We start from the raw sequence: 16,970 nt of genomic DNA, 5'->3' as shown, positions 1-16,970 counted from the left end.
CCCATGAACCTGCACATTCGCCAGGCCTTCGAGGCCGATGCCCCACAGCTCCCCACCATCGAGCGCAGCGCCGCCGGACTGTTTCGCCACGACGCCGAACTGGCCTGGCTGGCCGACGCCGAAGTGACCGACGCGGTGCGGCACCTGGCGCATATCCGCCAGCAGCGGGTATGGGTGGCGGTGCTCGATCGACGGGTGTGCGCCTTCCTCGACGCCGAGGCCTGCGCCGACGCGCTGCATATCTGGGAAATCTCGGTCGCCAGCCATGCCCAAGGGCGCGGCATTGGCCGCCGCCTGCTGGAGACGGTGCGCGAACAGGCACGCCAGCAGGGTTTCAGCGCCCTGACCCTGAGCACCTTTCGCCAACTGCCGTGGAACGAACCCTTCTACCAGCGCTGCGGTTTCGTCACCCTGGACACCGAGCAACTGGAGCCGCGCCTGCAACGGATCCTGGCCGAGGAAGCTCGCCATGGCCTGCCTACCGCGAGACGCTGCGCGATGCGCCTGACGTTGCTCCTGTAGCAACGGCGTGCTCGCGATAAAACCGGTACTTCCAAGATGGGCGCTGGCCGCGGGATTGCCATCGCGAGCACGCTCGCTCCTGCCGGGGACGGGTGTTTGCCAGGCATCTAAGGATGTTTAAGACGGTGCCATGTTTTGCACTGCGCGATTACTTTTGGCCGTTAACCAAAAGTGCCAATAAGCCAGCAATACCGGCCATTCACTCCAGCTGTTTCGATTGATCAGGCCGCGCACTTCCCGCCAACCGCCAAGTGCATGAACCTGCCGGGACCAGAAGCCGCCGCGGCCTCAGCCATTGCTCTTGAGATCCACCCCCAGCGCCTGGGCGAAAGCTTTCACCAGGGGGCTGCGGACGGTGTTGTGGCGCAGGATCAGGCTGAAAGGCGTGCTGTAGTGAATCAGGTCCGCGCGCAGCGCGCGCATTTCGCCGCGCTCTACCAGCGTCGCGGCGTAGTGCCGAGGCAGAAAGCCGATGAAACGCCCGGTCTTGATCAGCATGGCTACCGCCTCGACCTGGGAGGCCGAAGCCGAAAAGCTGTCGTACACGGCAAAGTGGCTCTTGTCCTGATGGATCGCGTAGCGGTGGTTGATGAACTCGTACTGCTTGAGCGTCTGGCTGTCGATCGCGCTGTCTGCCACGTTGAATAACGGATGCTCTTCGGCGCAATAGGCTTCGGATACTTCGTCATACAACTTGAAGTAATCGAACTCTTCGCGCTTCTGATAAACCGGAACTATTCCAGCAACTAAGCGACCTTCCACCACGCCCCGTTCCACTTCGTCCAGCTGCGCGGCGCAAAGCCTGAACCTTACTTTCGGCGACTGCATATTCATTCGACGCAACGCAGCAACTAACGGCGAATTGACGTCGGTAATCGTATTATCAATAACCCCCACGCCAAGATCGCCGATTATTTCATTTTGCGCGCAACTAAGCCGATCGCGAAAGTTATCCACCGAGGCAAACAGATCAATCGACGCCTGATACACCAGGCTGCCTTCCTCAGTCAGGCAAAACCCCTCCCGGCCCCGAGTGCACAGGCGCATGCCGATGCGGATCTCAAGGTCCGAAATCTGTTTGCTGATGGCCGCAAGGCCCACGTTCAGCTCGTTTTGCGCGGCGCTGAAGCCTCCCGCCTCGACCACCGCCTTGAATACCTTGAGCAGTTTGAAGTCCAATCCGCTGAGTGCCAGCGGTGCTCTATGGGCGGTTTTAATCGGTGGGTTTCCAGAATTGGAAAGTGGGGTTTCCATAATGCTTATTGACCTCGTTCGGCATATTCAACAGGCTTTGCTGCACAACAAAAACACAGCCGATAAATAATAATGAACACAGAAAACAAGGCTTGGCAACCACCAAAAATTTCCCTGGAGCAGCCGCAACTCGCTGATTCGACGCAACTAAAAACTGACACTTCGATCAGTTCTCGCCACTGGCCACTGCCCTCTTGAAACCTGTCTGACCCGAAGATTCTTCGACGCCCTTTGCGCGGCTGCCGAGGAAGTCCGTGGTCGGCCGTACCGATTCAATTCGCGTTATCGACGAGGAAAAAAAACAATGAACCAAGCTACCGACCGTCTGTGGGGCGCCCGCTTCAAAAGCGCTCCGTCCGAAGCCCTGGCCGCCCTGTCGCGTTGCCCCGAGCGCTACTTCCGCCTGACCCCCTACGACCTCGCCGGCTCCAAGGCTCATGCCCGGGAACTGCAGCGCGCCGGCCTGCTCGATGAGCAGGAGACCGCCACCCTGCTTGAAGCCCTGGAGCGCATCGGCGAGGACTTCCGCGCCGGCCGGGCCAGCCCGACCCTCGACGACGAAGACGTGCACACCTTCATCGAGCGCCTGCTCACCGAGCGTCTCGGCGCCCTCGGCGGCAAGCTGCGCGCCGGCCGCTCGCGCAACGACCAGACCGCCAACGACTTGCGCCTGTTCCTGCGCGACCATGTCCGTACCCTGGCGGTGCAGGTACTGGGCCTGCAACAAGCGCTGGTGGAACAGGCCGAACGGCATGTGGACAGCATTTGCCCGGGCTTCACCCACCTGCAGCAGGCCCAGCCGATCGTCTTCGCCCACCACCTGCTGGCCCATGCCCAGTCGATGCTGCGCGACGTGCAACGGCTGGTGGACTGGGATGCCCGCACCGCCCTGTCGCCACTGGGCGCGGCGGCGATGGCCGGCTCGGCCATCGCCCGCCAGCCGCAGCAGTCGGCCAGGGAAATGGGCTACGCCGGTGTCTGCGAGAACTCCATCGACGCGGTGGCCAGCCGCGACCACGTGGCCGAGTTCCTGTTCGTCGCCAGCATGCTCGGCATCAACATCTCGCGCCTGGCCGAGGAGTTCTGCCTGTGGTCGTCGCGGCAGTTCCGCTGGGTGGCCCTGGACGATGCCTACGCCACCGGCAGTTCGATCATGCCGCAGAAGAAAAACCCCGATATCGCCGAGCTGGCGCGGGGCAAGGCCGGCCGGCTGATCGGCAACCTCACCGGGCTGCTGTCGACCCTCAAGTCGTTGCCGCTGTCCTACAACCGCGACCTGAGCGAAGACAAGAACGGCGTGCTCGACAGCGTCGACACCCTGCTGCTGGTGCTGCCGGCCATGGCCGGGATGGTCGCGACCATGACCGTCAACGTCGAGGAACTGCGGCATCAGGCGCCACTGGGTTTCACCCTGGCCACCGAGGTCGCCGACTGGTTGGCGGTGCGCGGGGTGCCGTTCAAGGAAGCCCACGAAATCACCGGCGCGCTGGTCCAGGCCTGCGAGAAGCACGACCTCGAACTCTGGGAGGCGTCCCCGGCCCTGCTGGCCGAAATCGATACGCGCCTGACCCCGCAAGTGCGCGACAGCCTGACCCTGGAGGCCGCCATCGCCGCCCGCAGCGGCTGGGGCGGCACCGCGCCGGAACAGGTGCGCGCGCAGATCGTCCGGCTGAAAAGCGCCCTGGCGGCGCAGCAGCAATGGGCCGCGCAGTACGACGGTTTCCGTCTCTGAAACCTTGAACGCAATCCCCCGCGAGCAAGCCGGCATCGCTGTCGCCGGCCAGCTCGATGCTCGGGGACGAAGACCGACAGACCGCAGGCGCCGTCCGCCTGCGTTGGGAGCAAACACCATGAGCCAGACCCAGGCAGAGCGCCTTCTCGCCGAGCGCAAACACGCCGAAAACCAGTTCGACATCACCCAGTACGAACATGTGCCACGGCGCTACTACGGGCGGATCCTCTTCGCCACGGCGATCGTCATCGCCCTGGTCGGCCTGGTCCGGGCCTTCGCCGAAGGCAAGATCGAATGGTCGTACATCGGCCAGTTCCTCACCTCCCAGGCGATCCTGTTCGGCCTGCTCAATACCCTGGTCATGGCGATCCTGGCCATGGCCCTGGGGATTGTGTTCGGGGTCATCACCGCGATCATGCGCATGTCGGCCAACCCGATCCTGCGCTACGTGGCCGTGACCTACACCTGGCTGTTCCGCGGCACGCCGCTGATCCTGCAACTGCTGCTGTGGTTCAACCTGGCGCTGATCTTCCCCACCATCGGCATTCCCGGGCTGTTCGAGCTGGACACCGTGAGCCTGATGACGCCGTTCGTGGCCGCCCTGCTCGGCCTGAGCATCAACCAGGGCGCCTACACCGCCGAGGTGGTGCGCGCCGGCCTGCTGTCGGTGGACACCGGCCAGTACGAAGCCGCCAAGTCGATCGGCATGCCGCGCCTGCAGGCCCTGCGCCGGATCATCCTGCCCCAGGCCATGCGCATCATCATCCCGCCGGTGGGCAACGAATTCATCGGCATGGTCAAGATGACTTCCCTGGCCAGCGTGATCCAGTACTCGGAACTGCTCTACAACGCCCAGAACATCTACTACGCCAACGCTCGGGTGATGGAGCTGCTGATCGTCGCCGGGATCTGGTACCTGGCCGCCGTCACTGTCCTGTCCTTCGGCCAAAGCCGCCTGGAACGCCGTTTCGCCCGTGGCGCTGGCAAGCGCTCGTAAGCAGCCCTGGAGAATCCGATCATGAGAAATATCGTCAAGGCTGTGGGCCTGAACAAGTACTACGACAATTACCACGCCCTCAAGGACGTCAACATCGAGGTCGAGCAAGGCGAAGTGCTGTGCATCATCGGCCCGTCCGGCTCGGGCAAGAGCACCCTGCTGCGCTGCGTCAACCAGCTGGAGAAGATCGACAAGGGCGGCCTGTGGGTCGACGGCGAGCTGGTGGGCTACCGCATCGTCGGCAACAAGCTGCACGAGCTCACCGAGTCGCAGATCGCCCGCCAGCGCCTGGCCACCGGCATGGTGTTCCAGCGCTTCAACCTGTTCCCGCACATGACCGTGCTGCAAAACATCATCGAAGGCCCGTGCCAGGTGCTCAAACGCGCGCCCAAGGAATCCCACGAGGAAGCCCTGGAGCTGCTGGCCCGGGTGGGCCTGGCCGACAAGCGCAACAGTTACCCGATCGAGCTGTCCGGCGGCCAGCAACAGCGGGTGGCGATCGCCCGCGCCCTGGCCATGCGCCCCAAGCTGATGCTGTTCGATGAACCCACTTCGGCACTCGACCCGGAACTGGTCGGTGAGGTGCTGTCGGTGATGCGCGACCTGGCGCAGACCGGCATGACCATGATCGTCGTCACCCATGAGCTGGGCTTCGCCCGGGAGGTTTCCAACCGCATGGTGTTCATGGACGGCGGCCAGATCGTGGAGGCTGGAAGCCCCGAAGAAATACTAATAAGCCCACAAAACCCACGCACCCAAAGCTTCATTTCTGCCGTTCGAACCTAGGCCCAAGCTCGGCACCCCAGAGCGGACCTCACAACACTCATAAGAGAACGACCCATGAAGAACTTTGCCATTCCCGCAGTACTCGCCGGCCTGATGGCCGCCAACCTCGCCGTCGCCGCCGAGTTGCCCGCCAGCATCAAGGCCAAGGGCGAAATTGTCGTGGCGATCATGCCCAACTACCCGCCGATGGACTTCAAGGACCCGGCCACCAACCAGCTCACCGGCCTCGACTACGACCTGGGCAACGCCCTGGCCGAGCGCCTGGGAGTGAAGATCGCCTGGCAGGAAACGGGCTTCGAGCAGATGATCAACGCCCTGGCCACCGATCGCGTGGACGCGGTGTTGTCGGGCATGACCGATACCGCCGAACGGCAGAAGAGCGTGACCTTCGTCGACTACTTCACCAGCGGGCCGCAGTTCTACACCCTGCAGAAAAACACCGCGATCAACCAAGCCACCGACCTGTGCGGGAAGAAAGTCGGCACCAGCCGCCGCACCACCTTCCCGGCGGAAATCGCCACCTGGAGCAAGGCCAACTGCGAAGTCCACGGCAAGCCGGCGGTGCTGGTGATCGGCGCCGAAGGCTCGGCCGACGCCCGCGCGCAGCTGCGCCAGAGCCGTATCGACGCGGCCATGCAAGGCAGCGAAACCCTGCCGTACCTCAAGACCCAGGAAAAGGACACCTACAAGACCCTGGGCCTGCCGATCTCCGAGCAGTTCACCGGCCTCGGTGTGAGCAACAAGAAGCCCGAGCTGGCCGAAGCCCTGAAGAGCGCGCTGCAAAGCATGGTCGACGACGGCAGCTACCAGGCCATCCTGAAAAAATGGGACCTGGAGCTCGGCGCGATCAAGACCGTGACCCTCAACGCCGGCAAATAATCTGCGCCTTGTAGGAGCGAGCTTGCTCGCGATAGCAATCGGACAGGCGCCATCGAGATTGAAGGTGCCGGCCCTATCGCGAGCGAGCTCGCTCCTGCAGGAGTGGGTGTCGAATGCGGTCAACCCCGGCCATTGCCGGGGTGAATCACCACAGTGCGGGCCGACCGGCCCGTTCGAATGACTGGAGCGCTATCGATGTTCTCCTTGACCCGACCTACCTGGCCGGACGGGTACCAGGCGTGCCTGGCGTTGGCCTTCGACCTCGACGGGCCGACCGGCGACGCCATGCTCGACAGCTCGATCTGGCGCAAACCGGAGTATTTCGGCTTCGGCGGCTACGGCCCCTATCGGGCCCTGCCGCGCTTGCTCGACCTGCTCGATGCCTTTTGCATCCCGACCACCTTCTTCGTCCCCGCCTGGGTGGTGGAGAACTGGCCCCGGCAATGCCAGGCGATCGTCGAGCGCGGGCACGAAGTGGCATACCACGGCTACCGGCATGAGTCCTTCTATGCCCTGCCCCTGGAGCAGCAGAAAGCGGTCATGGCCAAGTCCCGCGAGGTGTTCTGGCGGCACCTGCACATCCGCGCCGAAGGCTTCCGTACCCCCTCGGGCGACTGGCGCGCCGAAACCCCGGCCATACTGGTGGACGCCGGCGTCACTTACTCCAGCAGCATGCGCGGCGACGACCGCCCGTACCTGGTCCAGGTGCCGGGCCATACCACGCCGCTGGTGGAGATCCCCGGGCGCTGGGAGATGGACGACTACGCCTCCCTCGCCTACACCCGCGCGCCCGATTTCCCCGCGGGCCTGGACCGCACCGCCAGCTACGAGCTGACCCTGGACAACTGGTGCCGCGAGTACGACGGCGCCATGGACGAAGGGCTGTGCCTGACCACCCTGTTCCACCCCAAGATCAGCGGCAAACCCGGGCGCCTCCTGCTGCTGGAGCGCCTGTTCGAACACATGCGCCAGCGCGAGGACGTGTGGTTCGCCACCTGCCGCGACGTCGCCCGCTGGTGGCTCAAGGAGCATCACCATGGCTGAAACCCAGGCCTGGCCCCAGGGCTACCGCTGCGCCGTGGCGGTGACCGTCGACTACAACGACATCCACGGCATCCTTACCCAGGCCCCGCAAGTGGCCGGACGCGACAAGACCCTATCGGTCTGGCGCTACGGCAGCCAGCGTGGGGTCGAGCGCCTGCTGGCCCTGCTCGATGAGCTGCGGATGCCCGCCACCTGGTTCGTTCCGGGGATCGTCGCCGAGGAAAACCCCGGGCATATACGGGCGATCCAGGCCGCCGGGCATGAAATCGCCTGCGCCGGTTATCGGCATGCCGACTACGATCAACTGAGCCTCGCCGAACAGCAACGGGAACTGCAACGCGGTTGCCAGGCCCTGGCCGATCTCACCGGCCAGCGCCCCAGCGGTTTTCGCATTCCGGCCGGCAACTGGGCCCCGGGTTTCGTCGAGGCCCTGCACGGACAAGGCATTCGCTGGTCGTCGTCCTGGCGCGGCGACGACCTGCCCTTCCCTCACCCGACCCGGCCGGACGTAATCGAGTTGCCCCTGCACTACGAGCTGGAAGACGAACCCTACTTCGCCTTCAACCTCAGCCCGGCGGTACCGCCGGGGCAATCGCGGATCGCCTCCTACCGCCACACCCTGGACAACCTGCGAATGGACTTCGCCGGCTTCCACCGGTTCGGCCTGCTCTACCTGCTGCGCCTGCACCCGGAGATCATCGCCACCCCGGGGCGCATCGGCCTGCTGCGGGAGCTGTTGCAGGGCATCCGGCGGCATGAGGATGCGTGGATCGCCCGCGCCGGCGAGATCGCCCAGTGGTGGGCAGAACGCGCGCGACCGCTGACGGAGGATCACCCCGCGGCGATTTATCAACGTCACTATCGGGCCTACCTGCCATGACCGATCGTTTGCAACGCCTGGCGCGGTTCTGTGTCGACACGCGGTTCGAAGACCTGCCCGAGCCCCTCGTGGCCCAGGCCACCCGGCATATCCTCGACACCTTCGGCGCCGCGCTGGCGGGTGCGCACAGCGAAATCGCCGCGGCGGCGCGACTGGCCCTTGGCGACGAGGGCGGTGGCAGCCGGGCATGGGGCACCGCCCTGAGCACCAGCGCTTCCCAGGCGGCCTTGCTCAACGGCATCGCCGCCCATGCCCTGGAGCTGGACGACACCGGCGGCTGCGACCATTCCGGGGCGGTGGTGCTGCCGGCGGCGATGGCCGCCGCCAGCCTGCGGGACACGCCGCTCAGCGGCCGCGAACTGATCACCGCGGTGGTCGTGGGTTATGACGTCGGGCGCCGGGTGCTGGAAGCCTGCGGCGGTTACTCGGCCCACAACGGCGCCGGCTGGCACTCCACCGCCACCTGCGGGGTGTTCGGCGCGGCGGCCGCCTGCGCTCGGGTGCTCGGTCTCGATGCCCGGCAGACAAGCTCGGCCCTGGGCCTGGCCGGCAGCTTCAGCGGCGGGCTCTGGGCCTTTATTCACGACGCTTCGCACAGCAAGAAACTGCACAGCGGCCGGGCGGCCGAAGGCGGCCTGCTGGCCGCGCGCCTTGCCCGGCAAGGCGTGAGCGGGCCGGGCCAAGTGTTCGAGGAGGTCTGGGGCGGTTTCCTCAAGACCCTGGCCGGCAGCGACGCGATCCCCCAGGCCCTGGACGAGGACCTGGGCCGGGTGTGGAAACTGGCGCGCTGCTCGATCAAACCCCATGCCTCTTGCCGGGGCACCCATTCGGCCATCGATGCCCTGGGCCTGTTGCTCGAACAGTTGCAGGTGACCGCCGATCAGGTGGAAGACATTCGGGTGTCGCTCTGCGTCTTTCTCGACGGCATGTGCGGCGGCCGCGACATCGACTCCCTGGCCGCCGCGCAGATGAGCCTGCCCTACGCCCTCGCCGCGCGCCTGGTACATGGCCATGCCGGACTGGATGCCTATGCGCGCGAGTACCGCGAAACCGCAAGGATCGCCGGGGCCATGGCACGGATCCGCCTTGAAGTGGACCCGCAACTGTCGGAGGATGGCGAACCCGTGGTCACCCTGCGCACCCGCGACGGACGCCAGGCCAGCCTGTGCGTCGAGGTGCCGCTGGGCGCGCCGGGCAACCCGCTGAGCGACCGCGCGCTGCAACAGAAGTTTCTCAGCCTGGCGACCCGGGCGCTGCCGGCCGAGCGGGCCGAAGCGTTACTGCAACAGGTCTGGCGCTTGGCGCAGATGGAGTCCGTCGCCGCGCTGGACCGCTGGCTCGGCCCCTGAGCCCTGCGCAGCCCACTCAGACAACAAGGACGCATGCCCACCGTGGCCACTTATTCGCTGGTTATCCGCCGCCTGATGATCTGCTCGCTGACCATTGTCGTCAGCCGCGCCATCACCAGCCCCCTGCTCACCCTGTTCCTCAGCGAAAAGCTCGGCCTCGACCAGCAGGATGTCGGCCTGCTGCTGGGGGTCGCGGTGTTTATCGCGACCCTGCTGGCGCTATACGGCGGCTACATCCTCGATCGCCTGGACAAGCGCCGGCTGCTGATCCTGACCATGCTCTCCAGCGGCATCGGCTTCGTGCTGCTGACCTTCGCCCACAACCTCTACCTGACCACCGCGATCCTGGTGGTCACCGAGACCGCCTCGGCGCTGTTCCTGATCGGCTCCAAGGCGATCATCAGCGAAAACCTGCCGGTGAGTCAGCGGGCCAAGGTGTTTTCCCTGCGCTACACCCTGACCAATATCGGCTACGCCACCGGGCCCATGCTCGGCGTGGTGATCGCCGGGCACCTGCCGCTGGCGCCCTTCCTGATCGCCGGCGCCATCGCCGTGCTCAGCACCTTGCTGATGCGCGGCATTCCACCGACCCCGGGCCTGCCCGCCCTGGGCAAGCCGGAGAGTTTCCTCAACACCCTGGCGACCCTGAAAAACGACCGCACGCTGATCATGTTCACCGGCGGCTGCCTGCTCAGCACCATCGTCCACGGCCGTTTTACCCTGTACCTGTCGCAGTACCTGCTGGTCACCGAGGACGCGAAAGGCGCCCTCGACACCATGGCCGCGCTGCTGGCGTGCAACGCCATCAGCGTGATCCTGCTGCAGTACCAGATCGGCCGTTTCCTCAAGCGCGAACAGCTGCGCTACTGGATCGCCGTCGGCACCGGCCTGTTCATCCTCGGCCTGGTCGGTTTCAGCCTGGCCGACAGCCTGCTGGGCTGGTGCCTGGCGATGTTCGTCTTCACCCTCGGCGAGATGATCATCTACCCGGCGGAATTCCTCTTTATCGACACCCTGGCCCCCGAGGCACTGCGCGGCAGCTATTACGGCGCGCAGAACCTCGCGGCCCTGGGCGGTGCCTTGAGCCCGATCATCTGCGGCTACCTGCTGGTGCACACCCCGGCGCCAACCATGTTCTATGCCCTGAGCGCGTTGACGGCGCTGGGCGGCTGGCTGTGTTTCAGCAGCGGGCGGCGGGTGGCGCAGCTCGGGGCGGCGACCAGGACAGTGCAAAAATAATGCACTTAAACAGCATTATTATGAATTTGTAGCCGCTGCGACGGGACGGCACACTGTGCCGGTTCCTCCCCCAAATGTTGGAACGCTTCAGGGCTTTCTGGTGCGCCAGACAAGCCCTTCTTTTTGCCTGCCAAACCGGAACTGGACTGCTTCTTCATGCTCGCTCGCTGGATACCCGCCGCCGTCAATACCCGCCCTTCGGAATGGAGCCGCGCCGCGATCGGCATGGCCCTGGGCACGCTGTTCAGTGTCTGGTTATGCAGCCGGGTGTTCGGCATGGAGGTTGCGCTGCACCTGATCGGCCCGCTGGGCGCCTCGGCGGTGCTGCTGTTCGCGGTGTCGTCCGGGGCGCTGGCGCAACCCTGGTCGATCCTCGGCGGTTACCTGTGCGCCGCGGTGCTGGCACTGCTGGTGTCCCATGTGCTCGGGCGCACCCTGGGCAGCGCCTGCCTGGCCGCCGGCATGTCCCTGGTCCTGATGTGCTGGCTGCGCTGCCTGCATCCGCCCGCTGGCGCCGTGGCCCTGACCCTGGTCCTGGCCGACCCCGCCACCGTCGCCCTCGACTGGCTGGCCCTGGGCCCGGTGATGCTCGCCGCCCTGTGCCTGCTGCTGAGCGCCCTGCTCTACAACAACCTGACGCGCATCCGTTACCCCAAGGGCCAGGGCGAAACGGCGACCCGATTGCCCGCCGAACAGCCGTCGACCGATGCCTTGGCCATCACCGCCGCCGACCTCAAGCTGGCGCTGGAAGACATGCAGGAATTCTTCGACGTCACCCCCGAAGACCTGCAGCAACTGATCCACGCCAGCGAAGCCCACGCCCGCCGCCGCAGCATCGGCGAAGTCCTCGCCCCGCGTCTCTGACGAGCCGTACGCAGCCTCGCAGGCTCGGCAGCGGCTACATCCACAACGCAGTCCCTGTAGCCGCTGCCGCAGGCTGCGCACGACCGCGCAGCGGGCGCCGGGTCAGATCATCGGGTCCCAGCGTTGGGACCAGTCGGTGTCGCTGGCGACCACTTCGCGCAGCACCTCGAAGGCGTGCTGCAACTCGGCCGAATCCCGGTCGCGGGCGTACAGCAGGTAAGTCGGGAAGTTGAACTCCGGGGCCCGCTCCACCCGCTCCAGCACGCCGCTGTCGAGGTAGCTCTGCACCACCCGGGTACGGAAGTAGCCGCTGCCGCCGCCTTCGAGGATGAACTGCAACGCCAGCGGCCCGAGGTTGAACCCCACCGCGGCCCTGGCCTGGTCCGGCAGCGCCGCGTCGTGCTGGCGGCGGAAGTCCTCGCCCCAGTCGATGTACACGTACGGCTCGGGCTTGCCCGCCAGGCGCACCAGGATCAGCTTTTCCTCCAGCAATTGCTCGACCTGCAAACCCGGCCCGTACACCGGCTGGAACAGCAGCGCGGCGTCCAGCACACCCAGTTCCAACTGGCGTTGCAGGCTCGCGCCCTCGGCGATCTGGCTGCGCACGGCGTAGCTGGGAAGCGCCTGGCGCAAACGCCGGACCCAGTTGAGCATCAACGGATTGCACAGGCTGACTTCGCCGCCGATGTGCAGCACGTTGCGGTAGCCGGCGAGCAACGGCAGGTCGCGCTGGGCCGCCTCCCAGGTCTGCACCAGCTGGTTGGCGTAGACGATGAACGCCTCGCCGTCGGCGGTCAGCCGGGCCCCGGCGCGGTTGCGCACGAACAGCTTGCAGTTGAGTTGGCCTTCGAGGTTCTGCACCCGCGCGCTGATGGCGGTCTGGGTCAGGTGCAATTGCTCGGCCGCGGCGATCAGGCTGCCGCTGCGGACGATTTGCAAAAAAGTGCGGGCCAGATCGATATCCATGGTGCCTCGTCGTTCAGGTTCGGGCGCCATTGTAGCGGCGCCGCGGCAAGCTGCGACGCTGGCGCCAGGCTTTTTCCCAAGACCGATGAACCCGCCCATGCCCAGCCTGACATCCGCCTAACAAGCCGGTTATTTAAAAGTTATTTTCCCGAGCAACTTTCCATGCAAGTAGCTGATTACATTGAATCGCAGCGTTAAATAACAATTTTGTTATTACAAACTCTGAAACAGCTTGCCCGCACAGCCAACATATTTTTCACAAAAGTCACACTTATCAATCACACAAAAGACTCAAGACTGGTGCTTGTATTTAACAGCTATTGTCCAGGACTGCTTGATGCCCATTCCCCCGAACTCTCTTCGGCGACGCCACTCGGCCCAACTTCCGCGTTATCTGCTGGTCGGCGGCCTGGCCACCTTGAGTCACTACAGCCTGTTTCTGCTGGCCCTCGACTTTATCGCGCCACTACCGGCCAGCCTGCTGGGCACCGCCTTGGGCACGCTGGTCAGCTACCAGGGCAACCGCCGCTGGACCTTCGCCCGCGGCCGCGAGGCAGAGCGTCCCGGGCAGTTGCTGCGGTTCGCCCTCACAGCCCTGGCCTACAACCTGGGCAACGCCCTGCTGATGGTCGTTCTGCTCGCTTGCTGGCCCGGCTCGCCCCTGCTCATGCAACTGCTCAGCACCGCGAGCCTGACACTGGTTACTTACTGGATAAACCGCACCTGGACATTCAAATATGAAACTACCTGATCGCGTGGACGATGTTTCCGCCCGTTTTCTGAGCGTGGTTGTTTGCTGTTACAACGAGGCACATGTATTACCGGAGTTTCATCGAAGATTGATGTTGGCGCTGCACCGGCTACCGGTTCGTTATGAAGTTTTATATGTCAACGACGGCAGCGTCGATGACAGCCTGGCGATACTCGAGCAACTGTGCCGGGCGCCCCTGGTGCGTTGCCTCAACTTGAGCCGCAACTTCGGCAAGGAGTCGGCCATGGCGGCCGGTATCGATCATGCCTGGGGCGAAGCCATCCTGTTCATCGATGCCGACCTGCAAGACCCGCCGGAACTGATTCCGTCGATGGTCCGGCACTGGCTGGCCGGCTGCGACATCGTCAACATGCAGCGCCACCATCGGCGTGGCGATACCTTCGGCAAGCGCATCAGCGCCCTGTTGTACTACCGCCTGCTGCGGGTGCTGGTCGACAAATACGCGGTGCCGCAGGACGTCAGCGATTTCCGCCTGATCGGCGCCGCGCCGCTCAATGCCCTGCGCGCCATGCCCGAACGGGCGCGCTTCATGAAAGGCATGATCAACTGGCTGGGCTTCAAGACCGTCGAACTGCCTTACGACCGCATGGCCCGTGGCGGCGGCCAGTCCAAGTGGGGCCCCCTGGCGCTGGTCGACCTGGCGATCGAAGGTATCGTCGCCTTCTCGCGCAAACCCTTGCGCTGGTTCAGCCTGCTCAGCGCCCTGGTGTTCGGCCTGACCCTGCTCTATATCGCCGGCCAACTGAGCACCGGCAGCCTGAATGCGCACGACCTCATCCTCGGCATGGGAGCCATGCTGGCCTTAGGCATCGCGCTGATCGGCGAGTACATCGGCGCCACCCTGAGCGAGGTCAAGCGCCGCCCGGTGTACCTGCTCAGCAGTACGTTCGGCGGCCTGGCCAGGCAGCTCAAGGCGCCGGCGGAGTCGGCCCCGCCGGTATCGGCGCTCGAAGAACGAGAGAACCGCTGATGGTCGTGCTTTCCATTCGTTCGCTGTGGTGGTTGCTGCTGGGCATCCTTGGCCTGCGCCTGGCCAGCCTGGGCCTGTACCCGCTGATGGACACCTCCGAGGCGCGCTACGCCGAGATGGCGCGCAAGATGCTCGAACTCGACGACTGGGTGACGCCGATGTTCGATTACGGCGTGCCGTTCTGGGGCAAGCCGCCGCTGTCGTTCTGGAGCCAGGCCCTGAGCATGAAGCTGTTGGGCATCAACGAGTTCGCGGTGCGCTTTCCGGCGTGGCTGTTCCACCTCGGCAGTTGCCTGATCGTCCTGCGCTTCGCCCGCCAGGAGTGCGACCTGCGCACCGGCTTGTATGCGGCGATCATCTTTTCCAGCACCACCCTGGGCTTGCTCGGCGCCGGCGTGGTGCTCACCGACCCGGCCCTGGGCTTCAGCCTGCTGCTGGCCACCTACGGTTTCTGGCAAGGCACGGTGCATGGCAACCGGCGCTGGGCCCTGGCCGGGTTCTTCGGCCTCGGGCTCGGGCTGCTGGCCAAGGGACCGCTGGTGCTGGTGCTAGTCGGTGCCCAGGCGGTCGCCTGGACCCTGCTCAACCGCCAATGGCAGGCACTCTGGCGCCTGCCCTGGGTCAGCGGCCTGGGGGTGATGCTGCTGGTGGCGGTGCCCTGGTATTGGCTGGCGGAGGTGCGCTCGCCGGGGTTCCTCGACTACTTCCTGGTGGGCGAACACTGGAAACGCTACGTGGTCAGCGACTGGGCCGGCGACCTGTACGGCAGCGCCCACGCACGACCGCCGGGCAGTATCTGGCTCGACCTGCTGCTGGCGCTGTTCCCCTGGAGCCTGTGGCTGCCGCTGCTGTGGCTGCACTACCGGTCGTACCTGCGCCTGCCGCGCTACTTCAGTTTCGTCGCCCTGTGGGCCTTGGCCACGCCGGCGTTTTTCAGCCTGTCGGGGAACATTCTCTGGACCTACGTCCTGCCGGCACTACCGGCCTGGAGCCTGTTGCTGGCCAGTGCGTTGCAGGCGCGCCAGGGCCGGACCCTGCTGGCCGGGGTCGGCAGCGCCCTGCTGTTGCCCCTGGGGCTGTTGCTGGCGGCTCTCGAAGGCTCGCTGTTCGAGCGGCCGAACAACCAGCAGGCCCTGGCGAGCGCCTGGCAGAAACGCCAGGCGAGCGAGCCCGCGCCGTTGTACTACTGGGGCCGGCGCTCCTATTCCGGCGAGTTCTACAGCGCCGGCCAGGCCAGGCAGCTGGAGGCTTTTTCCGCGCTGCCGGCCCAGGCGCCGTTCTACCTCGCACGCCGGGAAAAAGACCTGCGCCACGGCCTCGGCGAACTGCAACCGTACGACTGCAGCGAGCAATTGCGCGCCAGCCAGAGCGTGCTGTTCAAATGCCAGGCGCCTTGAGGACGACCGTTCGCGGCGGGCAATAAGGCGCCGCCGCGCCCGTCTTCCTCTGCCAGGAATAGCCCGGGGCGATTACTGGCCCGGGCATGCAAAAATGCACAGGCAACCTGCAGTTATTCGCGTTGTACAGGGCAAATTTGCACTGTTACGATCCGTCATCGCGCCCGCGCGAACACATCGATAAAGAACAATAAAAGCAGGGAGTTAGTGATGACTGTTCAGGTTTCATCCCAGGCGGCGCAGGACGTCGACGCCTCGCAACAGGACGTGCTCGCCGACGTGCGCAACCACATCGGCCACCTGACCCTCAACCGCCCCGCCGGCCTCAACGCCCTCACCCTCGGCATGGTCCGTACCCTGCAACGCCAGCTCGATGCCTGGGCCCAGGACCCACAGGTGCACGCGGTGGTCCTGCGCGGCGCCGGCGAAAAAGCCTTCTGCGCCGGCGGCGATATCCGCACCCTCTACGACAGCTACAAGAACGGCCAGACCCTGCACGAGGCATTCTTCGTCGAGGAATACGCGCTGGACCTGGCCATCCACCGTTACCGCAAGCCGGTGCTGGCGCTGATGGACGGTTTTGTCCTCGGCGGCGGCATGGGCCTGGTCCAGGGCGCCGACCTGCGGCTGGTCACCGAACGCAGCCGCCTGGCGATGCCGGAAGTCGGCATCGGCTACTTCCCGGACGTCGGCGGCAGTTATTTCCTGTCGCGCATCCCCGGCGAACTGGGCATCTACCTGGGGGTCAGCGGCGTGCAGATCCGCGCCGCCGACGCCCTGTATTGCGGGCTGGCCGACTGGTACCTGGAGAGCGACCAACTGAGCCTGCTGGACCAGCGCCTCGACAGCCTGCAATGGCACGACTCGCCGCTCAAGGACCTGCAAGGCCTGCTGGCCAAGCTGGCGGTGCGGCAATTGCCGGAGCCGCCGCTGGCGGCCCTGCGCCCGGCCATCGATCATTTCTTTTCCCAGGCCGACGTCCCCAGCATCGTCCAGCAACTGCGCGAAGTGCGCCTCGGCGATAGCCATGACTGGGCGATAAGCACCGCCGACCTGCTGGCCACCCGCTCGCCACTGGCCATGGCCGTGACCCTGGAAATGCTCCGGCGCGGTCGCCGGCTAAGCCTGGAACACTGCTTCGCCCTGGAGCTGCACCTGGACCGCCAATGGTTCGAGCGCGGCGACCTGATCGAGGGCGTGCGCGCCCTGCTGATCGACAAAGACAAGACCCCGCGCTGGAATCCGCCGACCCTGCAAGCGCTGGACACCGCGCGCGTGGCGAGTTTCTTCGACGCCTTCGACCCGAACCGGAGCTGAGC

Annotated in this window: 16 protein-coding genes; 14 read left to right on the top strand and 2 right to left on the bottom strand. The window is 65.4% G+C overall.

Features of this window, described 5'->3' with window-relative positions; translation table 11 throughout:
* Positions 1-3 precede the first annotated feature (3 nt).
* Entirely contained in the window at positions 4-522 is a 519-nt protein-coding gene (locus BTN82_RS14440; RefSeq protein ID WP_075119791.1) for a GNAT family N-acetyltransferase, read from the top strand.
* A 288-nt stretch (positions 523-810) separates the two neighbouring features.
* Here BTN82_RS14440 and BTN82_RS14435 read toward each other — a convergent pair whose 3' ends face one another.
* Positions 811-1,776, bottom strand: coding sequence for a LysR family transcriptional regulator (locus tag BTN82_RS14435; RefSeq protein WP_075119790.1), 966 nt, complete (start codon positions 1,774-1,776; stop codon positions 811-813).
* 304 nt (positions 1,777-2,080) lie between these two features.
* Here BTN82_RS14435 and argH point away from each other — a divergent pair, with 304 nt between their 5' ends.
* From argH to BTN82_RS14390, 9 genes are all read left to right on the top strand, one after another.
* Positions 2,081-3,508: an argininosuccinate lyase gene (argH, locus tag BTN82_RS14430; RefSeq protein WP_075119789.1), complete on the top strand. Its 1,428-nt coding sequence runs from the start codon at positions 2,081-2,083 to the stop codon at positions 3,506-3,508.
* Between the two features lie 118 nt (positions 3,509-3,626).
* Positions 3,627-4,505 (top strand): amino acid ABC transporter permease, encoded by an 879-nt coding sequence (locus BTN82_RS14425; protein ID WP_075119788.1) that lies wholly within the window; start codon positions 3,627-3,629, stop codon positions 4,503-4,505.
* A 21-nt stretch (positions 4,506-4,526) separates the two neighbouring features.
* The gene (locus tag BTN82_RS14420) at positions 4,527-5,291 is read left to right on the top strand and encodes an amino acid ABC transporter ATP-binding protein (protein ID WP_075119787.1); all 765 of its coding nucleotides are present in this window, start codon (positions 4,527-4,529) and stop codon (positions 5,289-5,291) included.
* A gap of 54 nt (positions 5,292-5,345) precedes the next feature.
* The gene (locus tag BTN82_RS14415) at positions 5,346-6,170 is read left to right on the top strand and encodes an ABC transporter substrate-binding protein (protein ID WP_075119786.1); all 825 of its coding nucleotides are present in this window, start codon (positions 5,346-5,348) and stop codon (positions 6,168-6,170) included.
* A gap of 195 nt (positions 6,171-6,365) precedes the next feature.
* Positions 6,366-7,214: a polysaccharide deacetylase family protein gene (locus BTN82_RS14410; protein ID WP_075119785.1), complete on the top strand. Its 849-nt coding sequence runs from the start codon at positions 6,366-6,368 to the stop codon at positions 7,212-7,214.
* Positions 7,207-8,094 (top strand): polysaccharide deacetylase family protein, encoded by an 888-nt coding sequence (locus BTN82_RS14405; RefSeq protein ID WP_075119784.1) that lies wholly within the window; start codon positions 7,207-7,209, stop codon positions 8,092-8,094. Before BTN82_RS14410 ends, BTN82_RS14405 begins: the two co-directional genes overlap by 8 nt.
* Entirely contained in the window at positions 8,091-9,443 is a 1,353-nt protein-coding gene (locus BTN82_RS14400) for an MmgE/PrpD family protein (protein WP_075119783.1), read from the top strand. The genes BTN82_RS14405 and BTN82_RS14400 overlap by 4 nt, the downstream gene beginning before the upstream one ends.
* Before the next feature lie 42 nt (positions 9,444-9,485).
* Positions 9,486-10,682, top strand: coding sequence for an MFS transporter (locus tag BTN82_RS14395; protein ID WP_075119881.1), 1,197 nt, complete (start codon positions 9,486-9,488; stop codon positions 10,680-10,682).
* 156 nt (positions 10,683-10,838) lie between these two features.
* Positions 10,839-11,546, top strand: a complete 708-nt coding sequence (locus BTN82_RS14390; protein ID WP_075119782.1) for an HPP family protein — start codon at positions 10,839-10,841, stop codon at positions 11,544-11,546.
* Between the two features lie 102 nt (positions 11,547-11,648).
* On the opposite strand, the gene BTN82_RS14385 is transcribed toward BTN82_RS14390, so the two are convergent.
* Entirely contained in the window at positions 11,649-12,512 is an 864-nt protein-coding gene (locus tag BTN82_RS14385; RefSeq protein WP_075119781.1) for a LysR family transcriptional regulator, read from the bottom strand.
* 337 nt (positions 12,513-12,849) lie between these two features.
* Here BTN82_RS14385 and BTN82_RS14380 point away from each other — a divergent pair, with 337 nt between their 5' ends.
* The 4 genes from BTN82_RS14380 to BTN82_RS14365 all read left to right on the top strand — a co-directional run bounded on the left by BTN82_RS14380 (position 12,850) and on the right by BTN82_RS14365 (position 16,968).
* Positions 12,850-13,263, top strand: coding sequence for a GtrA family protein (locus BTN82_RS14380; protein WP_075119780.1), 414 nt, complete (start codon positions 12,850-12,852; stop codon positions 13,261-13,263).
* Complete coding sequence (locus BTN82_RS14375; RefSeq protein ID WP_075119779.1) at positions 13,250-14,254, top strand: glycosyltransferase family 2 protein; 1,005 nt, start codon at positions 13,250-13,252, stop codon at positions 14,252-14,254. Before BTN82_RS14380 ends, BTN82_RS14375 begins: the two co-directional genes overlap by 14 nt.
* Complete coding sequence (locus BTN82_RS14370; protein WP_075119778.1) at positions 14,254-15,651, top strand: ArnT family glycosyltransferase; 1,398 nt, start codon at positions 14,254-14,256, stop codon at positions 15,649-15,651. Before BTN82_RS14375 ends, BTN82_RS14370 begins: the two co-directional genes overlap by 1 nt.
* Before the next feature lie 210 nt (positions 15,652-15,861).
* Positions 15,862-16,968 carry an enoyl-CoA hydratase/isomerase family protein gene (locus tag BTN82_RS14365; protein ID WP_075119777.1) on the top strand — a complete coding sequence of 369 codons (1,107 nt, stop codon included), beginning with the start codon at positions 15,862-15,864 and terminating at the stop codon, positions 16,966-16,968.
* The last annotated feature ends 2 nt before the right edge of the window (positions 16,969-16,970 follow it).

This window comes from Pseudomonas chlororaphis, from assembly GCF_001921865.1.
Classification (GTDB): Bacteria; Pseudomonadota; Gammaproteobacteria; order Pseudomonadales; family Pseudomonadaceae; genus Aquipseudomonas; species Aquipseudomonas chlororaphis_D.
This window is presented reverse-complemented; position numbering and strand designations above follow the sequence as displayed.